The organism is Clostridium sp. (assembly GCF_032552055.1).
GTDB lineage: Bacteria > Bacillota > Clostridia > Clostridiales > Clostridiaceae > Clostridium.
On record NZ_JAWGSV010000010.1, the window covers coordinates 1 to 20133 of the forward strand.

At 30.2% G+C, this 20133-nt stretch carries 19 protein-coding genes; 18 read left to right on the plus strand and 1 reads right to left on the minus strand.

Going from position 1 to position 20133, the window contains the following annotated elements; genetic code table 11:
* The 3 genes from E6248_RS01565 to lepA form a co-directional block, all read left to right on the plus strand.
* Positions 1-1092 (plus strand): stage II sporulation protein P (locus E6248_RS01565; RefSeq protein WP_316339096.1); only part of this gene is annotated, 1092 nt, incomplete at its 5' end.
* A gap of 63 nt (positions 1093-1155) precedes the next feature.
* Positions 1156-1812, plus strand: a complete 657-nt coding sequence (locus E6248_RS01570) for a hypothetical protein (protein WP_316339097.1) — start codon at positions 1156-1158, stop codon at positions 1810-1812.
* Positions 1813-1935: 123 nt separating this feature from the next.
* Positions 1936-3741 (plus strand): translation elongation factor 4, encoded by a 1806-nt coding sequence (gene lepA / locus E6248_RS01575; RefSeq protein WP_316339119.1) that lies wholly within the window; start codon positions 1936-1938, stop codon positions 3739-3741.
* Between the two features lie 167 nt (positions 3742-3908).
* Here lepA and E6248_RS01580 read toward each other — a convergent pair whose 3' ends face one another.
* Positions 3909-4817, minus strand: a complete 909-nt coding sequence (locus E6248_RS01580; RefSeq protein WP_316339098.1) for a patatin-like phospholipase family protein — start codon at positions 4815-4817, stop codon at positions 3909-3911.
* A 132-nt stretch (positions 4818-4949) separates the two neighbouring features.
* Here E6248_RS01580 and E6248_RS01585 point away from each other — a divergent pair, with 132 nt between their 5' ends.
* The 15 genes from E6248_RS01585 (at position 4950) to yqfD (ending at position 20133) form a co-directional block, all read left to right on the plus strand.
* Entirely contained in the window at positions 4950-5219 is a 270-nt protein-coding gene (locus E6248_RS01585) for a hypothetical protein (protein ID WP_316339099.1), read from the plus strand.
* 421 nt (positions 5220-5640) lie between these two features.
* Positions 5641-6774 carry a radical SAM family heme chaperone HemW gene (gene hemW, locus E6248_RS01590; RefSeq protein ID WP_316339100.1) on the plus strand — a complete coding sequence of 378 codons (1134 nt, stop codon included), beginning with the start codon at positions 5641-5643 and terminating at the stop codon, positions 6772-6774.
* Positions 6775-6958: 184 nt separating this feature from the next.
* Positions 6959-7990: a heat-inducible transcriptional repressor HrcA gene (gene hrcA / locus E6248_RS01595; protein WP_136003454.1), complete on the plus strand. Its 1032-nt coding sequence runs from the start codon at positions 6959-6961 to the stop codon at positions 7988-7990.
* 18 nt (positions 7991-8008) lie between these two features.
* Entirely contained in the window at positions 8009-8653 is a 645-nt protein-coding gene (gene grpE, locus E6248_RS01600; RefSeq protein ID WP_136003456.1) for a nucleotide exchange factor GrpE, read from the plus strand.
* A 51-nt stretch (positions 8654-8704) separates the two neighbouring features.
* The gene (dnaK, locus tag E6248_RS01605) at positions 8705-10555 is read left to right on the plus strand and encodes a molecular chaperone DnaK (RefSeq protein ID WP_136003458.1); all 1851 of its coding nucleotides are present in this window, start codon (positions 8705-8707) and stop codon (positions 10553-10555) included.
* Between the two features lie 91 nt (positions 10556-10646).
* Entirely contained in the window at positions 10647-11774 is a 1128-nt protein-coding gene (gene dnaJ / locus E6248_RS01610; protein WP_316339101.1) for a molecular chaperone DnaJ, read from the plus strand.
* A 301-nt stretch (positions 11775-12075) separates the two neighbouring features.
* Positions 12076-13626: a nitrite/sulfite reductase gene (locus E6248_RS01615; RefSeq protein ID WP_316339102.1), complete on the plus strand. Its 1551-nt coding sequence runs from the start codon at positions 12076-12078 to the stop codon at positions 13624-13626.
* Between the two features lie 144 nt (positions 13627-13770).
* Positions 13771-14268: a thiol peroxidase gene (gene tpx, locus E6248_RS01620; RefSeq protein ID WP_316339103.1), complete on the plus strand. Its 498-nt coding sequence runs from the start codon at positions 13771-13773 to the stop codon at positions 14266-14268.
* Positions 14269-14441: 173 nt separating this feature from the next.
* A complete protein-coding gene (gene prmA / locus E6248_RS01625) occupies positions 14442-15383 on the plus strand; it encodes a 50S ribosomal protein L11 methyltransferase (protein WP_316339104.1) in 942 nt (313 codons plus the stop codon).
* Between the two features lie 19 nt (positions 15384-15402).
* Complete coding sequence (locus E6248_RS01630) at positions 15403-16158, plus strand: RsmE family RNA methyltransferase (RefSeq protein ID WP_316339105.1); 756 nt, start codon at positions 15403-15405, stop codon at positions 16156-16158.
* Positions 16158-17462 (plus strand): tRNA (N(6)-L-threonylcarbamoyladenosine(37)-C(2))-methylthiotransferase MtaB, encoded by a 1305-nt coding sequence (mtaB, locus tag E6248_RS01635; RefSeq protein ID WP_316339106.1) that lies wholly within the window; start codon positions 16158-16160, stop codon positions 17460-17462. The genes E6248_RS01630 and mtaB overlap by 1 nt, the downstream gene beginning before the upstream one ends.
* 162 nt (positions 17463-17624) lie before the next feature.
* Positions 17625-17966: a histidine triad nucleotide-binding protein gene (locus E6248_RS01640; protein WP_316339107.1), complete on the plus strand. Its 342-nt coding sequence runs from the start codon at positions 17625-17627 to the stop codon at positions 17964-17966.
* 118 nt (positions 17967-18084) lie between these two features.
* Positions 18085-18261 carry a 30S ribosomal protein S21 gene (gene rpsU, locus E6248_RS01645; RefSeq protein WP_003441547.1) on the plus strand — a complete coding sequence of 59 codons (177 nt, stop codon included), beginning with the start codon at positions 18085-18087 and terminating at the stop codon, positions 18259-18261.
* Between the two features lie 452 nt (positions 18262-18713).
* Positions 18714-18992, plus strand: a complete 279-nt coding sequence (yqfC, locus tag E6248_RS01650) for a sporulation protein YqfC (protein ID WP_316339108.1) — start codon at positions 18714-18716, stop codon at positions 18990-18992.
* A 1-nt stretch (position 18993) separates the two neighbouring features.
* Entirely contained in the window at positions 18994-20133 is a 1140-nt protein-coding gene (gene yqfD, locus E6248_RS01655) for a sporulation protein YqfD (protein ID WP_316339109.1), read from the plus strand.

The window sequence follows — 20133 nt, forward strand, 5'->3', positions numbered from 1 at the left end:
AGATTACCTAGAAAAAATTTAAAAAGGGGTGGGAGTTCAGGAGTTGGTAAAAGTAATTTTAGTGTTGGATATTTTATAATTATAATAGCTTTTATAATTTTTTTAATAAGGTCTGTTAATATTATTAATAATTATGGAGAAAGAGGCGGGTTTGCATATGTGCAGATGCTTAACTTTTCAGTTCCATTAGTAGAAACTCAAATATATGATGAGGCTCAATATGCTGACAATCATTTATCATTAAAAAATGTTGTCCTTGAAGCTTTAGGAATAAAGGGAATGAATGGATATAGCATAGTTGCTAAAGAAGTTAGCTTGTTTAGTAGCATATTAGGGAATGATTCATTAAGAACTCCTATTAGTAAGTTAACACCATTTTCTTTAAATAATAATAGCATAGCTAAAATGACCCCAGAAGAGGTTGCTGAGCTTAATAAGGTAAGTGCAGCTTATGATCCGTCATTAAAGAAAATATTAGATAATACTAAGCCAGAAGTGCTTATTTTTCATACTCACACTACAGAGAATTTCGTTGAAAGAGAAGCTTTAACTACTGATAATGATTTTAATATATCAGGAGTTGGAGATGTTTTAGCAAAAGAGCTAGAAGAAGGGTATGGTATTTCAGTAATTCATGATAAGACTAATCATAGTGTTTCATATAATGATAGCTATGCTAGATCTAATGAGACACTTACGAAGTATTTAGATAAATATGGTGATTTTAAAGTGATAATTGATCTTCATAGAGATGGAGTTGATGGCGCTAGGGCAGAACAATTAAAAAATGTATATACTATAAATATGAATGATCAGAATATAGCTAAGATGATGTTTGTTACTGCACCTAATAGTAGTAGGTATGGAGCTAATAAAGCATTTGTTGAAAATCTATATAATATTGGGAATGAGTTATTCCCAGGCCTAATAAGGGATATTCATGAAATTAATCCAGCAGCAACAGCTATTAATTATAGTTTAAGTGATAATTTTATACTTATAGAAGATGGTTCTAATGTAAATACTGCACAAGAAGCAAAGTTAACTGCAAAATATATTGCGAGAATTGTGGCAGAGCATTTAAATAGGTAAAATAATGAATAAGATTTAATTTTTATGAGCATCCTTTAGATATAAAAACTAGGGGGTGCCATTTTGTTTAATAAGAAAGTTATTTTAGGAGTTTTTATATTTTTTATAATTGTAAGTTTAGGATTTATTAAAATTAATACCATAAATACTAGGGCTTTATCACCAGTGGGGAATACAGAAGATAATTATGAATTAGTAAAAGAAGAGTTTGGAGAAGAATTTCAAGAGTTTATAAAAGATGATGCAGAAGTGAAAATATATGAATCCAAAGATGGTGAAAATAATCCAAGTGTGAAAATTGGAAATAAGGAATTTATAATTGATTTAAATAATAAAGTCACAAAGCAAATATATAATATAGGTGGCTTTATTTACAATGGATTTAATAATATAATAAATAAATTTGATAAAAAATCAGATAATAATGATGAAACAATTAATTCAAGTGGAGAAAGCAATACTAAAGATAGTGATAAGGACAATTCGAATAGTAGCAATAAAAAGGTAGATAGTATTATAGACAATTATTTAGATAGTATAAATAATAATGAAGAGAATAGTGCTAATGAAAATCTTGAGGATAGCAATAGTACTACTGAAGATAGCAATAGTACTAATAAGGATAACAATGGATCTAGCAATGATGATAATAGTACTAATAATAACAATACGGAACTAGATACTATTATTAATAATTATTTAGAAAGTATAGAAAATTAGAAGAATAGAATTACTACAAACATTTATATTGACACATAACCTAGGCTTTGTGATATAATTTACCTTGATTCAATTTATAATGGGGGTGAAGTGACTATTTGCCTAAGTGCAATAGTTTTATATATGAGTAAAAATAGACAACAGTATATTAGAAATTTTTCTATAGTAGCCCATATAGATCATGGGAAATCAACCCTAGCTGACAGATTATTAGAAGCCACAGGAACTCTTACTCAAAGAGAAATGGAAGAGCAAATCCTTGATAATATGGAAATAGAGAGAGAAAGAGGTATTACTATAAAGTCTCAAGCAGCAAGACTTATTTATAGAAGACCTAATGGAGAAGAATATATTTTAAATTTAATAGATACTCCAGGACACGTAGATTTTACATATGAAGTATCAAGAAGTTTAGCAGCATGTGAAGGTGCAGTATTAGTAGTTGATGCTACTCAAGGTGTTCAAGCACAAACTTTAGCTAATTGTTATTTAGCTTTAAATAATGATTTAGAAATAGCACCAGTTATTAATAAGGTTGACCTTCAATCAGCAAGACCAGAAGAAGTAAAACAAGAAATAGAAGATATTATTGGAATAGAAGCAGAAGATGCGCCTATGATTTCAGCAAAAACTGGGCTTAATATTCAAGATGTGTTAGAAACAGTAGTTGAAAAGGTACCAGCACCTAATGGTGATGAAGAGGCTCCTTTAAAAGCTTTAATTTTTGATTCATACTATGATAGCTATAAAGGTGTAGTTTCTTACGTAAGAATATTTGATGGTAAAGTTAAGCCAGGAACTAAAATAAAGTTAATGGCAACTAACAAAGTTTATGAAGTAACAGAAGTTGGAGTATTTACTCCTAAAACTTTACCTATAAATGAATTAAGCGCAGGCGATGTTGGTTATATAGCAGCATCTATTAAAAATGTAAGAGATGCAAGAGTTGGTGATACTATAACTGAAGCGGATAGACCAATAGTTGAAGCATTACCAGGTTATAAGCCTGCTGTTCCTATGGTTTATTCAGGTATATATCCAGTAGATGGAGCTAAATATCAAGAATTAAAAGATGCTTTAGAAAAGCTTCAAATTAATGATGCAGCACTAAACTTTGAACCTGAAACATCAATTGCTTTAGGATTTGGATTTAGATGTGGATTCTTAGGATTATTACATATGGAAATAATCCAAGAAAGAATAGAAAGAGAATTTAATTTAGATATTATTACAACTGCGCCATCAGTTATATACAAGGTAATAAAGACTAATGGAGATGTTTTAGAACTTACTAATCCAACTAATCTTCCAGAAGCAACTGAAATTGAATATATGGAAGAGCCAGTAGTAAAGGCTAGTATAATAGCTCCTTCAGATTATGTAGGTGCTGTAATGGAATTGTGTCAAGAGAGAAGAGGAACATTTATTGATATGCAATATCTAGAAGAAACAAGAGTTTCTATAAATTATGATATTCCATTAAATGAAATAGTTTATGATTTCTTCGATACATTAAAGTCTAGAACTAGAGGATATGCATCCTTAGATTATGAATTCAAAGGATATACTCAAACTGAGTTAGTTAAGCTTGATATAATGCTAAATGGTGATGTTGTAGATGCTTTATCTATGATAGTACCAAGAGAAAAAGCTTATGATAAAGGTAGAGGAATAGCTGAAAAGCTAAAAGAAATAATACCAAGACAGTTATTTGAAGTTCCAATTCAAGCAGCAATAGGGTCTAAAATAATAGCTAGAGAAACAATTAAAGCTATGAGAAAAGACGTTCTTGCTAAATGTTATGGTGGAGATATTTCAAGAAAGAAGAAGCTGTTAGAAAAGCAAAAAGAAGGAAAGAAGAGAATGAGACAAGTAGGCTCAGTTGAAATTCCTCAAGAAGCATTTATGTCAGTGTTAAAAGTGGATTAATATATGTTAATATAGCCAAAAGGGGCTGTTGCAGTACTAAAATTAGTATTGTAACAGCCCTTTTGTGATAGATAACTATAAGAGTAAGGTGGTAATTGTATTAGTATATCAACCTTTGTTAATATACTTTAGTATACAGTAATGAATAATAATATGTTACAAAAAAATTACGTTAAATATATATTTTCTATAAATTTATATAAGTCTTCTAAATTAGCTGACTTACCTATTTCTCTTAGAAGGAAAATTAATTTATAGTCATCTAATTGTATAAACTTTGGAACTTTAGGGTTTATTCTAAAATAGTTTTCTTTTAAAATTTCTTTTGAATATAAATCCTCTAAAGTAGACATTCCATCCATTAATAATGATAAAAGTGGAGACTTCATTTTTGAGAAAGGATGAAATGACCATTGAATAATTCCCCAATTATGAGTTTTCCCACTAATTCTTTCAGGGCTATCACCTGTGCCGATAGATAAAAGAGTAATATCTTTAGGTTTTAATAAAGGAGTGCTTTCTAAAAAAGATAAAATAGTAAGTGCTGTAGGAGAGTTAGCAATTACTCCACCATCAATATATCCTTTATAAGAGGGAAAGAAAGTGGGGGCGGCAGAACTTGCCATAATTGCATCTACTGCAGTAATATTCTTTGTTTTGCTATTAGGTAAATTAGTAAAGAACTCAGGGCACCAAGAACCTATTTCTTTATCTCCTAAGTAAAAAGCAGGTATAAAAATATATTTTTTAAAATCAGAAATCAAAAACTTTCCTGGGAAATAACTTTCTATTATTTCTTTTAAACTATTATTTTGAAATTTAGGTCTAATTAGATTTAAACTTGACTTTGAAAAAATTTTCTTAGATTCCTTTTCAGTATATAAACTATTTATTAGGTTTAAATCATAACCTTTAGCTAATAAGGAAGCGATTATAGAACCTGTTGAAGTTCCAGTGAAAAGATCTATGGAATCTAAGAAATTAGGAAATTTTATAATTATCCTATTTAAAATTTCTAAGCTTAAGGCGCCTTTAACGCCTCCACCATCAAATGAAAGTATTCTAAATTTCTTCAATTTAACCTCCTAAATAAGGATTTTTTTATTATAGTATTCAAAATTTTTTTACTTGATATAAACATATAAGTAATTAAATCATTAAATCAAAAATATATTTAATGTGTAAAGTAAATTTAGAGAGGTGGATTTGTGATAGAAGTAAAGGTTAGAGATTTAAAGAAAAAAGGAAGATCTTTAAGGAATGAGGGAATAATAACTGGGACTCTAAAAAGAAAGGGTGGAAGGGTATTTAACATAGAGATGAATGGAAATAATTTAGATACATTAGTTAATAGAAATGGATTATCATTAAGTTTAGCAATATCTTTTGAAGGTGAAGTTATTAACACTAAGATTAGTAGAGTTCAAAGAGGTGTTTTACATCATAATATAATAAATGTAGACTTGTTGGAAAAATGAAGAGTGCTTTAAATTGCACAGGAGTTTTTACATATTATGCTCAGCTTCCGTCGCAAGCTCCAAGTCAGCTTACGCACAATATGTTAAAAACTCCTTGAGTAATTTAATTTTGCAGATACAAGCCTACTAAAGGAAGAAATTAAGGTGAGCTGAATTTCAATAATTATTGTTAAGTGAGTTTATTAAAGTGAAAATATAACTTAATTATAAATTCACTTCATAGGTACATTAAATAATGATATATACTAGCAAAGATAAATAGAATATGTGAAATAAGCATATGGCGAAAAATTAGAACTTCTTTTTGCAGCCATTTGACTTATGGAGCATATTCTATTTATCTTTGAAGTTATATTCGCATTTTATTACAACTTAGTTATAATGAGTATAATAAGAATTTATTTAAGAAAGAGTTGATATTATGGAAAATAAAAAAGAATTATCCCTTTATATACATATACCATTTTGCAAACAGAAGTGTTTCTATTGTGATTTCCCTTCTTATGCCTCAATAGATTACTTAAAGGAAGATTATGTTAAGGCTTTATGTAAAGAAATAGAAGAAAAGGCCATTAATTATAAAATAAAAAGTATTTTTATTGGTGGTGGAACACCCTCATACCTAGAAACTAAAGAAATAGCTAAGCTACTTAAAACAATTAGTAAGTTAGATTTAGAAGAAGGTATGGAGTTTACTATGGAGTGTAATCCAGGAGCCTTAGCAGAAGAAAAACTTAAAACTATGATAGAAGGCGGAGTAAATAGGATTAGTATGGGACTTCAAGCAGTTCAAAACTCATTACTTAAAGATATAGGAAGAATTCATACCTTTAAAGAATTTACGGAAAATTTCAATCTTGCAAGGAAGGTTGGATTTAAAAATATAAATGTTGATTTAATGTTTGGACTTCCTAATCAAAGCTTTGATGAATGGAAGGAATCCTTAGAAACTATTGCTGATTTAAATCCAGAACATATTTCTGCTTATAGTTTAATTGTTGAAGAAGGAACTGCTTTTTATAAACTTTGGGAGAGGAATAAATTAATATTACCTACAGAGGAAGATGAAAGAAGGATGTATTCAGAAACTAAAGAAATATTAAAAGCAAAAGGTTATCATCAGTATGAAATATCTAATTACTCAAAAGAAGGATATGAATGCTATCATAATAAGGTTTACTGGGAGAGTAAGAATTACTTAGGTGTTGGATCGGCATCTACTTCATTTATAGATGGTAAAAGGATAAAAAATATTGAAAATGTAAAAGCTTATATAGATGGAATTATGGATGAAAAGTCTATAGTTCTAGAGGAAAATGAAAATTCTAAAGAAGATAATATTGAAGAGTTTGTATTTATGGGACTGAGAATGATAGAAGGAATAAGTAAGGAGGAGTTTAAGAGAAGATTTAAATTAGACATATATGAAATATATAGTAAGGAAATAAAGAAGAATATTGAAAATGGGCTTTTATTAGAAGTTGGTGATAGGCTTAAGTTAACTGAAAAGGGAATTGAATTTTCCAATTCGGTTATGAGTGATTTTATATTATAAAGTCTACAGAAATTTGAAGTAAAAGTTAGAAAGATAAAGAAAAATAAAAATAAATTAACTTAGTAAAAGTAGAGTATTTATTTTATCCATTAATAAAATTGACAAATAAGCCAAGAACGAATATATTGATATTGTAGTCATTAGCACTCGATAGTAATGAGTGCTAACAGGTAGAGGTGATATAATGGCTATTGATGAAAGAAAAATAAGAATACTTCAAGCTATCATTAATGACTATATCATGACAGGAGAACCAGTTGGTTCAAGGACTATAGCAAAACGATATGACTTAGGAGTGGGTTCAGCCACTATAAGAAATGAAATGGCTGATTTAGAAGAAATGGGTTATCTAGAGCAACCGCATACTTCTGCAGGAAGGGTACCTTCCAATAAAGGGTATAGATTATATGTTGATAAACTTATGGAGCTTGGAAGATTAACTGAAGATGAAGAGCTTAAAATTAAGGAATATATAATTGATTCTGCTATGTATGAAGTTGATAAAATTGTAAAGCAAGCATGCTCATTATTATCAGAGCTTACTAATTTAACTAGTGTAGTACAGAAACCCTCTGTAAGAAGTAGTTACTTAAAATCAATTCAATTGCTTACAATAGATAGTCATAATTTGGTTTCAGTAATAGTAGCAGACAATGGTGTTATTAAAAATCATAGAATAAGAGTAAATAACATGCCTACAGCTGAAACTATTCAGATGATAAATTTAGTATTAAATGCAAGACTACGAAATTTAACTATTGAAGAAATTAACTTAGAAGTTATTAATAACTTGAAGAAGGAATTAGGAGGCTTCGATGAAGTTTTTAATGGAATACTTCCAGCTTTATATGAAACCTTAAAGGAAACATCCAATAATGAGGTTTTTGTTGAAGGGGCAACTAATATATTTAATTATCCTGAATACAACAATATAGAAAAGGCAAAGGAAATATTATCATTAATAAATGACAAAGAAAATTTATTAGAATTAATTGAACCTGGGAATGATATTACTATAAGAATAGGTGAAGAAAATGATTTTCCAGAAGCAAAGGATTGCTCGATTATTTCTGCTGTATATTCTTTAGATGGTAGACCTATAGGACGTATTGGACTTATAGGGCCTAAACGAATTAATTATTCTAAAGTGGTTGCCATAATGAATCAAGTTATGAAAGAACTTAATAAGAGTTTAAGAAATCAAATTATAGAATAAGAGAGATGAGGTGTTTTTGTGGAAGATAACAAAGATATTTTAGAAGAAGTTGACAACACTTTAGAAGCTGAAGCACAACAAGAAACTGAACTTAATTCTGAAGAAACTGCTAATACTGAATCAGAAACTAATGAAACTTCAGATACTCTAGAAGATTCAGAAAGCCTAGACGAAAATGAAGAAAATAATGATAAGGAAAATGAATTAGATATTATGCGTAAGTTAAAAGATGAAAATAAGAAATTAAGTAATGAGGCTGAAGCTTTAAAGGAGAGACTTCTTAGATTAACTGCTGAATATGAAAATTATAGAAAAAGAACAGCTAAGGAAAAAGAAAGTATTTATACAGATGCTTGTACAGATGTATTAAAAGAAATGATTCCAGTATTAGATAACTTAGAAAGAGCAGTTCAAGTAGAAGGAAATGCTGAGGATATTAAAAAGGGAATTGAGATGACTATAAAAGGATTTAATACTTCTTTTGAAAAATTAGGCGTTGAAGAAATTGATGCTACTGGAGAATTTGATCCAAACTTGCATCAAGCGGTAATGCACATTGAAGATGAAAATTATGGTGCTAATGCCATAGCTGAAGTATTCCAAAAGGGATATAAAAGAGGAGAAAAGATAATTAGATATACTGTTGTAAAGGTAGCTAATTAATAATAAAGAAATTTTACTAATTTAAATATATATTTTAGGAGGAAATAAATTATGGGAAAAATTATAGGAATTGATTTAGGAACAACTAACTCTTGTGTAGCTGTTATGGAAGGTGGAGAACCAGTCGTAATTTCTAACTCAGAAGGAGCAAGAACTACTCCATCAGTAGTATCATTCCAAGCAAATGGAGAAAGATTAGTAGGACAAATAGCTAAGAGACAAGCGATCACTAATCCAGATAAAACAATAATTTCAATTAAGAGACATATGGGTACTAACTATAAGGTAACTATAGATGGTAAGGATCATTCACCACAAGAAATATCAGCAATGGTACTTCAAAAGATTAAAGCTGATGCGGAAGCTTACTTAGGTGAACCTGTAACTCAAGCAGTAATTACAGTTCCAGCATACTTTAATGACTCAGAAAGACAAGCAACTAAAGATGCAGGTAGAATTGCTGGTTTAGAAGTTTTAAGAATAATAAACGAACCAACAGCTGCTGCTTTAGCTTATGGATTAGACAAAATGGATACTAACCAAAAGATATTCGTTTATGACTTAGGTGGTGGTACTTTTGACGTATCTATCCTAGAACTTGGAGATGGTGTATTCGAAGTATTATCTACTAATGGAGATACTAAACTTGGTGGAGATGACTTTGACCAAAGAGTAATGGACTTTATAGCAGAAAGCTTTAAGGCTGAAAATGGAATAGATTTAAGAAATGATAAGATGGCTCTTCAAAGATTAAAAGAAGCAGCTGAAAAGGCAAAGATTGAGTTATCATCATCAATGCAAACAAACATTAACTTACCATTTATTACAGCTGATGCAACAGGTCCAAAGCATATAGACTTAAACTTAACTAGAGCTAAGTTTAACGAAATAACTCATGATTTAGTTGAAAGATCAATAGAGCCAATGAAGAAAGCATTAGCAGATGCTAACCTTTCATTAAGCGATATTAATAAAATAATATTAGTAGGTGGTTCAACTAGAATACCAGCTGTTGTAGAAGCAGTTAAAAACTTTACTGGTAAGGAACCATCAAAGGGAGTTAACCCAGATGAATGTGTTGCTGTAGGTGCAGCTATTCAAGCAGGTGTATTAACAGGAGATGTTAAGGATGTATTATTACTAGATGTTACTCCATTAACATTAGGTATTGAAACTTTAGGAGGAGTTGCAACTCCACTTATCGAAAGAAATACAACAATACCAACTAAGAAGAGTCAAGTATTCTCAACTGCAGCAGATGGTCAAACATCAGTTGAAATTCACGTAGTACAAGGTGAAAGACAAATGGCAGCTGATAACAAGACTTTAGGTAGATTCACACTATCAGGTATTGCTCCAGCACCAAGAGGAATTCCTCAAATCGAAGTTACATTTGATATAGATGCTAACGGATTAGTTAAGGTTTCAGCTTTAGATAAGGCTACAAATAAGGAAGCTAATATTACTATTACTGCTTCAACTAACTTAAGTGATGATGAAGTAGAAAAGGCTGTTAAGGAAGCTGAAAAGTTTGCTGAAGAAGATAAGAAGAGAAAAGAAAAGATAGAAGTTAAGAATAACGCAGATCAAGTTTCTTATCAAACAGCTAAAGCTTTAGAAGAATTAGGAGATAAGGTATCTGCTGATGAAAAAGCTAAAGTTCAAGCTAAGTTAGATGAATTAAATAAGGTTAAAGATGGCGAAGATCTAGATGCAATTAAGAATGCTATGGAAGAATTAAATAAAGAATTCTATGCAATTTCTTCTAAGATGTATCAAGATGCTAATGGAGCAGAAGGTGCAGGATTCGATCCAAACAACATGGGTGGTGCAGGCGCTAGTGAAGCTCCACATGATGACAATGTAGTAGATGCAGATTTTGAAGTTAAAGACGATAAATAGTTGTAACCTATTAGTCAGAGATATATAATATATGAGGGAAGGCAAAAGTCGTCTTCCCTTTTGTAAAGTTTAAAATGGTGGTGAAAAATAAATGGCAAATAAGGACTATTATGCAGCCCTTGGGCTTGAAAAAGGAGCTTCTGATGAAGAAATTAAGAAAGCCTTTAGAAAGCTTGCTATAAAATATCATCCTGATAAAAATCAAGGCGATAAAGAAGCTGAAAATAAATTTAAAGAAATAAATGAAGCTTATCAAGTGCTTTCAGATCCAGAGAAAAAGGAAAGATACGATAAGTTTGGAACAGTTGATTTTGACGGAAGTGGATTTGGATCAGGTGGATTTGGTGGCTTTGACTTTTCTGATATGGGTGGCTTTGGAGATATCTTTGAAAGCTTCTTTGGCGGCGGCGGTGGCGGCGGCAGAAGAAGAAATGGCCCACAAAGGGGTTCAGATTTAGAATATACTGTAAACCTAACTTTTGAAGAAGCTGTTTTCGGTGTTGAAAAGGAAATATCAATAAATAGAAGTGAATCTTGTGAAACTTGTAGAGGAACAGGAGCAAAGGCTGGTACATCTAAGAAGACATGTCCTACATGTAGTGGAACAGGGCAAATAAGAACTCAAAGACAAACTCCATTAGGAAATTTTGTTAGTACTACAACATGTAATAACTGTGGTGGAAGTGGTAGTATAATTGAAGAACCTTGTACTACTTGTCATGGAAAGGGTCATGTAAGAAAGAATAGAAAAATTAAGGTTAATATTCCAGCTGGTGTTGATACTGGAAATGTTATGCCTTTAAGAGGTCAAGGAGATCATGGAACTAATGATGGTCCTCCAGGAGATTTATATGTAAGAATTAATGTTTCTCCTTCTAAGAAGTTTGTGAGAAAAGGTAATGATATTTACTATGATACTCATATTTCTATGGGTAATGCAGCTTTAGGAGTAGAGATAACAGTTCCAACAGTAGATGGAGAAGTTAAGTATAGTGTTCCAGCAGGAACTCAATCAGGTACATTATTTAGACTTAAAGGAAAAGGTGTTCCAAGAGTTAACTCATCAGGAAGAGGAGATCAATATGTTAAAGTGATAGTTGATATTCCTAAGACTTTAAATGACAAGCAAAAAGATGCTTTAAAAGCATTTATGGAAGCTTGTGGAGAAAAGGTTGGAGAGACAACTCATAAGAAGGGATTAAAGGACCTTTTTAAATAGAAGTTTGAAAATATAGTTTAATATTAAAACCTACTAATATTTCTTTAGATATAATTCTAGAGAAAATTAGTGGGTTTTATTTTTATAAGACTGGAACTACCTAGAGTAAATGTATATAAAGCTAAATAATTAAATTATTAGTTTAAAATAATTTATAATACATAAGCTATAAAATGAAATGCATAATACATAAGGTGTATAAGATAAGAAAAGCTTATGATATATATAAGAATAAACTATAAATAGAACCTTATTATTAGTGATATAATTTAAGCTAGCAATACATAATAAGAGGTGGAAGATGGAAAAGTTAAAAGAAGTTTTATATGGAGAAATTGAAGGATTTAGAAAAATAGGGCATCAATTTATTAACGGAGAACTTAATTTAATGCAGTTTAAGCATGCGTCAGGTGGCTTCGGAGTTTATGCTCATAAAGGTGGAAAAGACTTTATGATAAGGCTTAGAATTCCTTCTGGAATAACTAATGTTTCAGAGATGAATAAAGTATACGAGTTTACTGAAAAATATGGGTTAGAAACAATTCATTTCACTACTCGTCAAGCAATTCAACTTCATGGATTATCAATAGATGAAATTTGTGATTTGATGAAAGAAGCATTAGATAATAATATTTACACTAGAGGAGCAGGTGGAAATTTTCCTAGAAATGTTGCTATTTCACCATTATCAGGTGTGGAAAAGGGTGAAGCCTTTGATGTTACACCATATGCAGTGGAGGTAGGAAATTATTTTCTAGAACGAATATACACATATAAATTACCTAGAAAGCTTAAAGTTTCATTTTCAAGCAATGAAAAGGATGAAGCACACTGTACTGTACAAGATTTAGGATTCCTTGCAGTAAATAAGGATGGTAAGGAATATTTTGAAGTGTATTTAGGTGGTGGACTTGGTCAAAATCCTAGAAAAGCTGTTAAGCATAGAGAATTAATTGAACCGAAAGAAGTCTTATATTATGTAGAAGCCATGGTAAGACTATTTATGGCTGAAGGTGACTACACTAACAGAAATAAAGCTCGTGTTAGATATATAGTTGAGAGATTAGGCGAAGAAGAGTTTTTAAATTGTTATGAAAAACATGTTAAAGAAGTTAAGAATGATAAGAGTTTAGCAATTGAAGTTAAACCTAAAGTTTATAATAAAAAAGGAATAAAAACTAATGTAGAAAATTCAAGATTAGTTGAACAAAAGCAAGAAGGATTATATAGTGTTTATCTACATCCAATCGGTGGTCAGTTATTAGTTAAAGATTTAAGAGCTATTCTAGATTTAATTGAAAAATTTGAAGATGTTGAAATAAGACTTTCAATGAGTGAAGGTGCGTACTTTAGAAATTTAAATGGTACAGAAGCTGAAGAACTACTAAAATTAACTGAAGAAATGAGCGCTAAAACTGATTTTGAACAAAGTGTTTCTTGTATAGGAGTACCGACATGTCAGGTTGGATTATGTAATAGCCAAGGAACATTACATGATGTCCTTAATTATTTCAAAGACAATAATGGAAGACTAGATATATTACCTAAAATACATTTCTCTGGATGTGGAAACTCTTGCGGAGTACATCAAATAAGTGGAATAGGTTTTACAGGTAAGAAAAAGAGAGTTGGAGATGCAGTTGAAGAATGCTTCACTTTATTCGTAAATGGAGCATATGGTATTGAAAAAACTAGGCTTGGAGAAGCTTATGCAGATATTCAAAGCAGTAGAATTCCTGAATTTCTATTTAGGCTTGCTAAGAAGGTTGAAGAAAGTGAATTGAATTTTGAAGAATATTTAACTAATAAGGCAGATGAATTTAAGGGTTTAGTAGAAGAATACGCTGTTTAATTAATAATAATCTTAAATTAACACTAAAGTTTTTGGATAAGAAGTATTTGCAAATAATAATTATTAGCAGTATAATAAAAATATATTATTTTATGAGAAATATGGAAAAGATAAAATAGAAGTTTTAATTTAGGAGGAATAAAAATGACAGTTGTTAAATTTCAAGGTTCACCAATTACATTAGAAGGGAAAACTGTATCAGTTGGAGATAAAGTACCAAGTTTTAAAGTTGCTACTAATGATTTAGGAGAGTTTACAGAAAAAGATTCTAAGGGAGTTAGAGTGTTCTTAACAGTTCCATCAATCGATACACCAGTATGTAATATGGAAGTTAAGAAGTTCAATGAACAAATTGATGCTTTAGAAGGGGTTACTTGCTACACTGTATCAATGGATTTACCATTTGCACAAAGCAGATGGTGTGCTTTAGAAGGAGTAGAGAAAGTAAAGACTTTATCTGATTATAAGGATAGAAGTTTTGGAGCTGCTACAGGTACTTATGCTAAGGAATTAGGATTACTTACAAGAGCATCATTCGTAGTTGATTCAAATGACAATGTAACTTTTGTTGAATACTTAGAAGAAATAACTAACGAACCAAGCTATGAAAAGATTCTAGAAGCGGCTAAAGCAGCTAAATAATTTCTGGTTTATAATAAGCTGTAGTATTAACTGTTGAATAAACAGCTAATACTACAGCTTTAATTTTTTGCTTTAATTAATGAAGTCTATAGGTAAAACAATACTAGACAGAAACTTAACATAAGTGTAAAATATTAAATTAGTCAAATATATCTGAAAGGACTGATTATTTAATGGAAGGAACATGGATTGAAGTTAGAGTAATTACTAAAAGTGAAGCTCTAGAACCAGTTTCAGGCATTTTTTATGGATTAGATTGTAAAGGAGTTGCAATTGAGGATCCTAATGATATCTTAGAAAGAGAGCAAGGACCTTTAACTTGGGATTTTGCTGATATTAATGTTTTAGAACATAAAGGCGCAGTAGCTGTTGTTAAAGCATATTTTGCTGAAGAAGATGATATAGAAAATATATTAAATTATGTGAATGAAAAAATTGAAGAATTAAAATCAATTGGCTTAGACTTAGGAGAAGCTAAGGTTGAAAGCGAAAAGATGTATGAAGAAGACTGGGCTAATAATTGGAAGAAATATTATAAGCCAACTAAGGTAGGAGAAAGAATAGTAGTTAGACCTATATGGGAAGAATATAAAGAAGAAAATGATGAATTAGTATTAGTTTTAGATCCAGGTATGGCTTTTGGAACTGGTACTCATGAAACTACTAGAATGTGCATTCAATCATTAGAAAACTATGTTAAGGAAGATAGCGTAGTATTCGATGTAGGATGTGGTTCAGGAATACTTGCAATTGCAGCAGCTAAATTAGGTGCTAAGAAAGCAGTTGGAGTTGACTTGGATCCAGTAGCTGTTGAATCAGCTAAGGAAAATGTAGGTTATAATAATTTAGATAATATAGAAGTTTTATATGGAAACTTAGTAGAAGTAATAGATGGAAAAGCAGATATAGTAGTTGCCAATATTATAGCTGAAGTTATATGTATTTTAACAGAAGATGTAAAGAGAGTACTTAAAGATGAGGGTTACTTTATAACATCTGGAATAATTCATGATAGGGTAGATATGGTTACTAAAAAGCTAGAGGAAACTGGCTTTGAAGTTGTTGAAATAAACAAAGATGGGGAATGGAACTGTATAGTTGCCAAAGTAAAATAGGTTTTAAGGAGAGTTTTCAATGCATAAGTTTTTTACTCCTAAAGAAAATATAATAGATAATCAAGGAAAAATTTTAGGTGATGATGTAAAGCACCTATATAAAGTATTAAGGCTAAATGAAGGGGATAAAATTGTCTTAAACAATTGTGAAGGTGAAGAGTTTTTAGCAACTATAAAAGAAATAACTAAACAAGAAGTAATCTTAGATATTGAAGAAAAGTTAGAAATCAATAATGAAAGTTCAATAAAGATTTATCTTTATCAAGGTTTACCAAAGGCTCAAAAGATGGATTTAATAGTTCAAAAGGGGACCGAACTAGGAATTGCTGAATTTATACCTACTTTAACAGAAAGAGTGGATATAAAGCTTAAGGGTGACTTTAAAAAGCTAGATAGATTAAATAGGATTGCGTTAGAAGCTGCAAAGCAAAGTAAAAGAAGTATAATTCCAAAGGTTTTAGAGCCAGTGGATTTTGAAACAGCTTTAAATAATCTTAATAACTTAGATTTAGTTATAGTTCCTTATGAAAATGCTGAAAATTTCGGAATTAAAACACTGTTTAGCAGTGAAAATATTGATATATCTAGTATAAAAACTGTTGGAATATTAGTTGGTCCAGAAGGTGGATTTGAATTAGAGGAAATAAATAAGCTAAGAGAAAATGGTGCTTATATAGTAACTTTAGGAAGTAGAATCTTAAGAACTGAAACAGCTGGTTTTGTGGCTACTTCTTTAGTTCAATATGAGCTTGGAGATTTAGGAGGAAGTAAATAATGAAAGTTGCATTTTCAACTCTTGGATGTAGAGTTAATGTATATGAATCTGAGGCAATGGTAGAAAAATTTATTAGAGAAGGCTATGAGGTTGTAGAAGCAAGTGAAGTAGCTGATGTATATGTAATTAACACATGTACAGTAACTAATATGGGAGATAAAAAATCTAGACAAATTATAAGTAGAGCAAGAAGATTAAATGAAGATGCTATTATAGCAGTAGTTGGATGTTATTCTCAAATAGCTCCAAAAGAAGTTGCTGAAATACCTGGAGTTGATGTAGTTCTTGGAACTAGAAATAAAGGTGATGTAGTATATTATGTAAACAAGGCTAGGGATGAGGGGAAATCTCAAGTTCATGTTGAAGGTGTACTAAAGAATAAAAAGTTTGAAGAACTTAATATAGAAGAGTACCAAGATAAGACTAGGGCCTTCTTAAAGATTCAAGATGGATGTAATAGATTTTGTGCTTACTGTATAATACCTTATTCAAGAGGTTCTGTATGTTCAAAGGATCCTAAAAAGGTAATAGAAGAAGTGAATAAATTAGCTGAACATGGATTTAAAGAAATTATTTTATCAGGAATTCATACAGCTTCTTATGGACTAGACTTAGAAGGTAATGTTAACTTGATTGATATTATAGAGGAAATAGAAAAGGTAGAGGGAATTGAAAGAATCAGAATAGGTTCAATTGAACCAGCTTTCTTTACTCCTGAAGTAATTGAAAAGATTAAAGGCTTTAAAAAGTTATGTCCTCACTTCCATTTATCTCTTCAAAGTGGTTGTAATGCAACTCTTAAGAGAATGAATAGAAGATATACTGCAGAAGAATATGCAGCGTCAGTTGAGCTTCTAAGAAAAACTTTACCTGATGTTTCAATAACTACTGATGTAATTGTTGGTTTCCCAGGAGAAACAGAAGAAGAATTTAATGAAACATATGAATTCTTAAAGAACATTAAGCTTACCAAAACTCATGTATTTAAATATAGTCCAAGAAAGGGAACAAAGGCAGCTGATATGTCAGACCAATTAGATGGAACTATCAAAGAAAAAAGAAGTAAGCTTTTAATTGAATTAAGCAATAAAAATGAAAAAGAATTTATAGAAAAGTACATCGGTAAAGAAATGGATATTTTAGTAGAAACAGAGCTTAAGAATGAGCCTGGAGTATATGAAGGATATACAAGAAACTATATCAAAGTACATGTGCCTTGTACATGTGCTGATGTTACTGGTAAAATAGTAGATATAGAAATAACTGAAGCGAAAGAAGAATACGGAATAGCGAAGTTAATGTAAAGCTAATAGTGTAGTTATATTAATGAAAAATGTATAATGAAGTAAATAGTTTAGCTAAAGCTAAACTATAAAAAACTTAATTAAAGAAACTCAGCTAGCTGAGTTTCAACTTAAATTCTTTATTTTTCATTTTTAATTCTTAATTATAAAGGTGGTGAGTTTATGAGTTGTATTTTTTGTAAAATAGTAGCTGGTGAAATTCCAAGTAAAAAACTTTATGAAGATGATAAAGTATTAGCTTTTTATGATATTAGTCCTGAGGCGCCTGTTCACTTTTTAGTAATACCTAAGGAGCATCTTAAGAGTGCTAATGAATTAAATGAAGAAAATGCTAGTATTATTTCACACATATTCTTAGTTATTAATAAAATAGTAAAAGAACTAAATATAAATGAAACAGGTTATAGAATAGTTAATAATTGTGGAAAAGATGGAGGTCAAACTGTTGATCATATCCATTTTCATGTTCTAGGTCAAAGGGATTTGAAATGGCCACCAGGCTAAATTGTTTGTTACAAATAGTTGACTTTAGGGTGCACCTATTGTATAATATAGCGTGTGTTATTAAGCCCGTAGCTGAGTTAAATTAATTAATTTGAGCTAGCGGAGGGAGGGATAATAGATGTCAGAAATAAAAGTTGGAGAAAACGAAACACTTGAAAGTGCGTTAAGAAGATTCAAGAGAAAATGTGCTAGAGCAGGAGTTCTTTCAGAAGTTAGAAAGAGAGAACACTATGAAAAGCCAAGCGTGAAGAGAAAGAAAAAATCAGAAGCTGCTAGAAAGAGAAAATTCAAGTAGGATAATTTTGATTTAGACTCAATATAACTTAATTTTTTAATTGAGTGAGCTGTTATTGGAAGCTATAATTATCCAATAAAACTAAGTGTATTTATATACATTAAAGTTGGGGACTATTTTTATATAGTTATCAAAAAGTGTAATACAATTATACTTGAATTAAGGGAATAAATAAGATTAATTTCTTATTATAGTACCTTCCTCAGCAGTTAATATAAGAAAATGAAATTATTAAAGAAACGGCTACACCACCGGTGTTAATAACATTTGGGTATGACTGTAAGTTATATCAAAATCAATTTAAAGATTAATATTAACTGATAAATAAGCAAAAGGAGTTATCCTTTTGCTTTTTGCTTTATCTAAGAAACTTTTTTCAAAATGATAAGGTGTAATTTTCTAATTATTTTTATCATAAAGTACTATTAGGAATAATATAAGGAGAGAAAATTATGCAAGAAAAATTTGGAAAGAGTAGAGATGTTATTGCGGAGAAATTTGATTTGCCGAAGGATGTAGTGTTAAATTTACCTAAGATCACAATTATAGGTAATAATGAAATTACAATAGAAAATCATAAAGGGATAATATTGTTTGAAAGGGATATAATCAAGGTTAATACTAAGGTTAAAGTTATAAATATTCAGGGGGAAAACTTTGAAATATTATATATTGGGGACTCTACGATCACTATAAGTGGGAAATTCAAAGCAGTTTCTTACGAGGTGTAGTATGGCGAAGGGTGTTTTTGAAAGTGGAAAAGTTATATTAGAAATTAACATATTAAAACCAGAAAGACTTTTAAACATATTATGGAGTGAGAATATTAGAGTTATAAATGTAAAGAGAATAGATGTAGTAACTATAAGAATTACTATAGAATATGAAAATTATTTATCAGTGGTGGAGGCTGTAAAAAGGCTTGGTGGAAAAAGTAAAATAGTAGGTAGTAGAGGTATATTATTTTTAGTTGGGAAATTGAAAAGTAAAGTTTTTTTAGCTATTGGTGGAGGAATGTTTATAATTATTTTATTTTATTTATCAACATTTGTTTGGAGTATTGAAATTACTACTAAGAAAAATGTTTCTCCTTATGAGTTAAGGCAACAACTTTATGAATTAGGAATTAAACCTGGAATAAGTAAAAGTAAGATAGATTTTAAAGATATTGAGAAGAAATTAGAAAATATGAATTCGGATATTCTATGGTTAAGAGCAAGGGTAGAGGGATCTACATTAAAGGTTTCAATAGAAGAAAAAGTTAATCCTCCAGAAATTAAGGAAGGGAGCCTAGGTAACTTAGTTGCCAAAATGGATGGAGAGATTAGTAGAGTATATACATTTGCAGGTAGATCTGTAGTTCATTCAGGAGAATTTGTTAAGGCTGGAGATGTAATAATAGAAGGTATAAACGGGAAGGAAGAAGATCCTTATGAAGTTGTACCTGATGGAGTAGTTATGGCAAATACATTCTATGAAAAAAGTATAAAAGCAAAATACCAAGGAACTGAACTGAAGAGAAGTGGTGAAAAAGATAGTGATATATATTTAAATATCTTTGGTAAGAAAATTTATCTTAAAAAAGCTATAAAAGATTTTAAAGAGTATGATAAAATAGAGGAAAGTGGAAATATAATAAATAAAATTAGTTACTATGAAAAAAAAGAAATTCCTATAGAATTCAGTAAAGAAGAAATTGTAAATAATTCTATTAATGATTTAGAAAAGTCTTTATATAATGAGTTAACTAGAGAAGCTAATATTGTAGATAGAATAGTTAGTACAAGGGAAGACTCAAATGATGAGTTAGTAGTAAATGTAGTTTTTGTTGTTGAACAAAACATAGTGAATTATGAAACGGTAGATTATTAA

Coding starts and splice junctions, on each gene's coding strand:
- lepA (WP_316339119.1), top strand. CDS start 1,936: ATGAGTAAAAATAGACAACAGTATATTAGAAATTTTTCTATAGTAGCC.
- hemW (WP_316339100.1), top strand. CDS start 5,641: ATGGAAAATAAAAAAGAATTATCCCTTTATATACATATACCATTTTGC.
- hrcA (WP_136003454.1), top strand. CDS start 6,959: ATGGCTATTGATGAAAGAAAAATAAGAATACTTCAAGCTATCATTAAT.
- dnaK (WP_136003458.1), top strand. CDS start 8,705: ATGGGAAAAATTATAGGAATTGATTTAGGAACAACTAACTCTTGTGTA.
- dnaJ (WP_316339101.1), top strand. CDS start 10,647: ATGGCAAATAAGGACTATTATGCAGCCCTTGGGCTTGAAAAAGGAGCT.
- E6248_RS01615 (WP_316339102.1), top strand. CDS start 12,076: ATGGAAAAGTTAAAAGAAGTTTTATATGGAGAAATTGAAGGATTTAGA.
- tpx (WP_316339103.1), top strand. CDS start 13,771: ATGACAGTTGTTAAATTTCAAGGTTCACCAATTACATTAGAAGGGAAA.
- prmA (WP_316339104.1), top strand. CDS start 14,442: ATGGAAGGAACATGGATTGAAGTTAGAGTAATTACTAAAAGTGAAGCT.
- E6248_RS01630 (WP_316339105.1), top strand. CDS start 15,403: ATGCATAAGTTTTTTACTCCTAAAGAAAATATAATAGATAATCAAGGA.
- mtaB (WP_316339106.1), top strand. CDS start 16,158: ATGAAAGTTGCATTTTCAACTCTTGGATGTAGAGTTAATGTATATGAA.
- E6248_RS01640 (WP_316339107.1), top strand. CDS start 17,625: ATGAGTTGTATTTTTTGTAAAATAGTAGCTGGTGAAATTCCAAGTAAA.
- rpsU (WP_003441547.1), top strand. CDS start 18,085: ATGTCAGAAATAAAAGTTGGAGAAAACGAAACACTTGAAAGTGCGTTA.
- yqfC (WP_316339108.1), top strand. CDS start 18,714: ATGCAAGAAAAATTTGGAAAGAGTAGAGATGTTATTGCGGAGAAATTT.
- yqfD (WP_316339109.1), top strand. CDS start 18,994: ATGGCGAAGGGTGTTTTTGAAAGTGGAAAAGTTATATTAGAAATTAAC.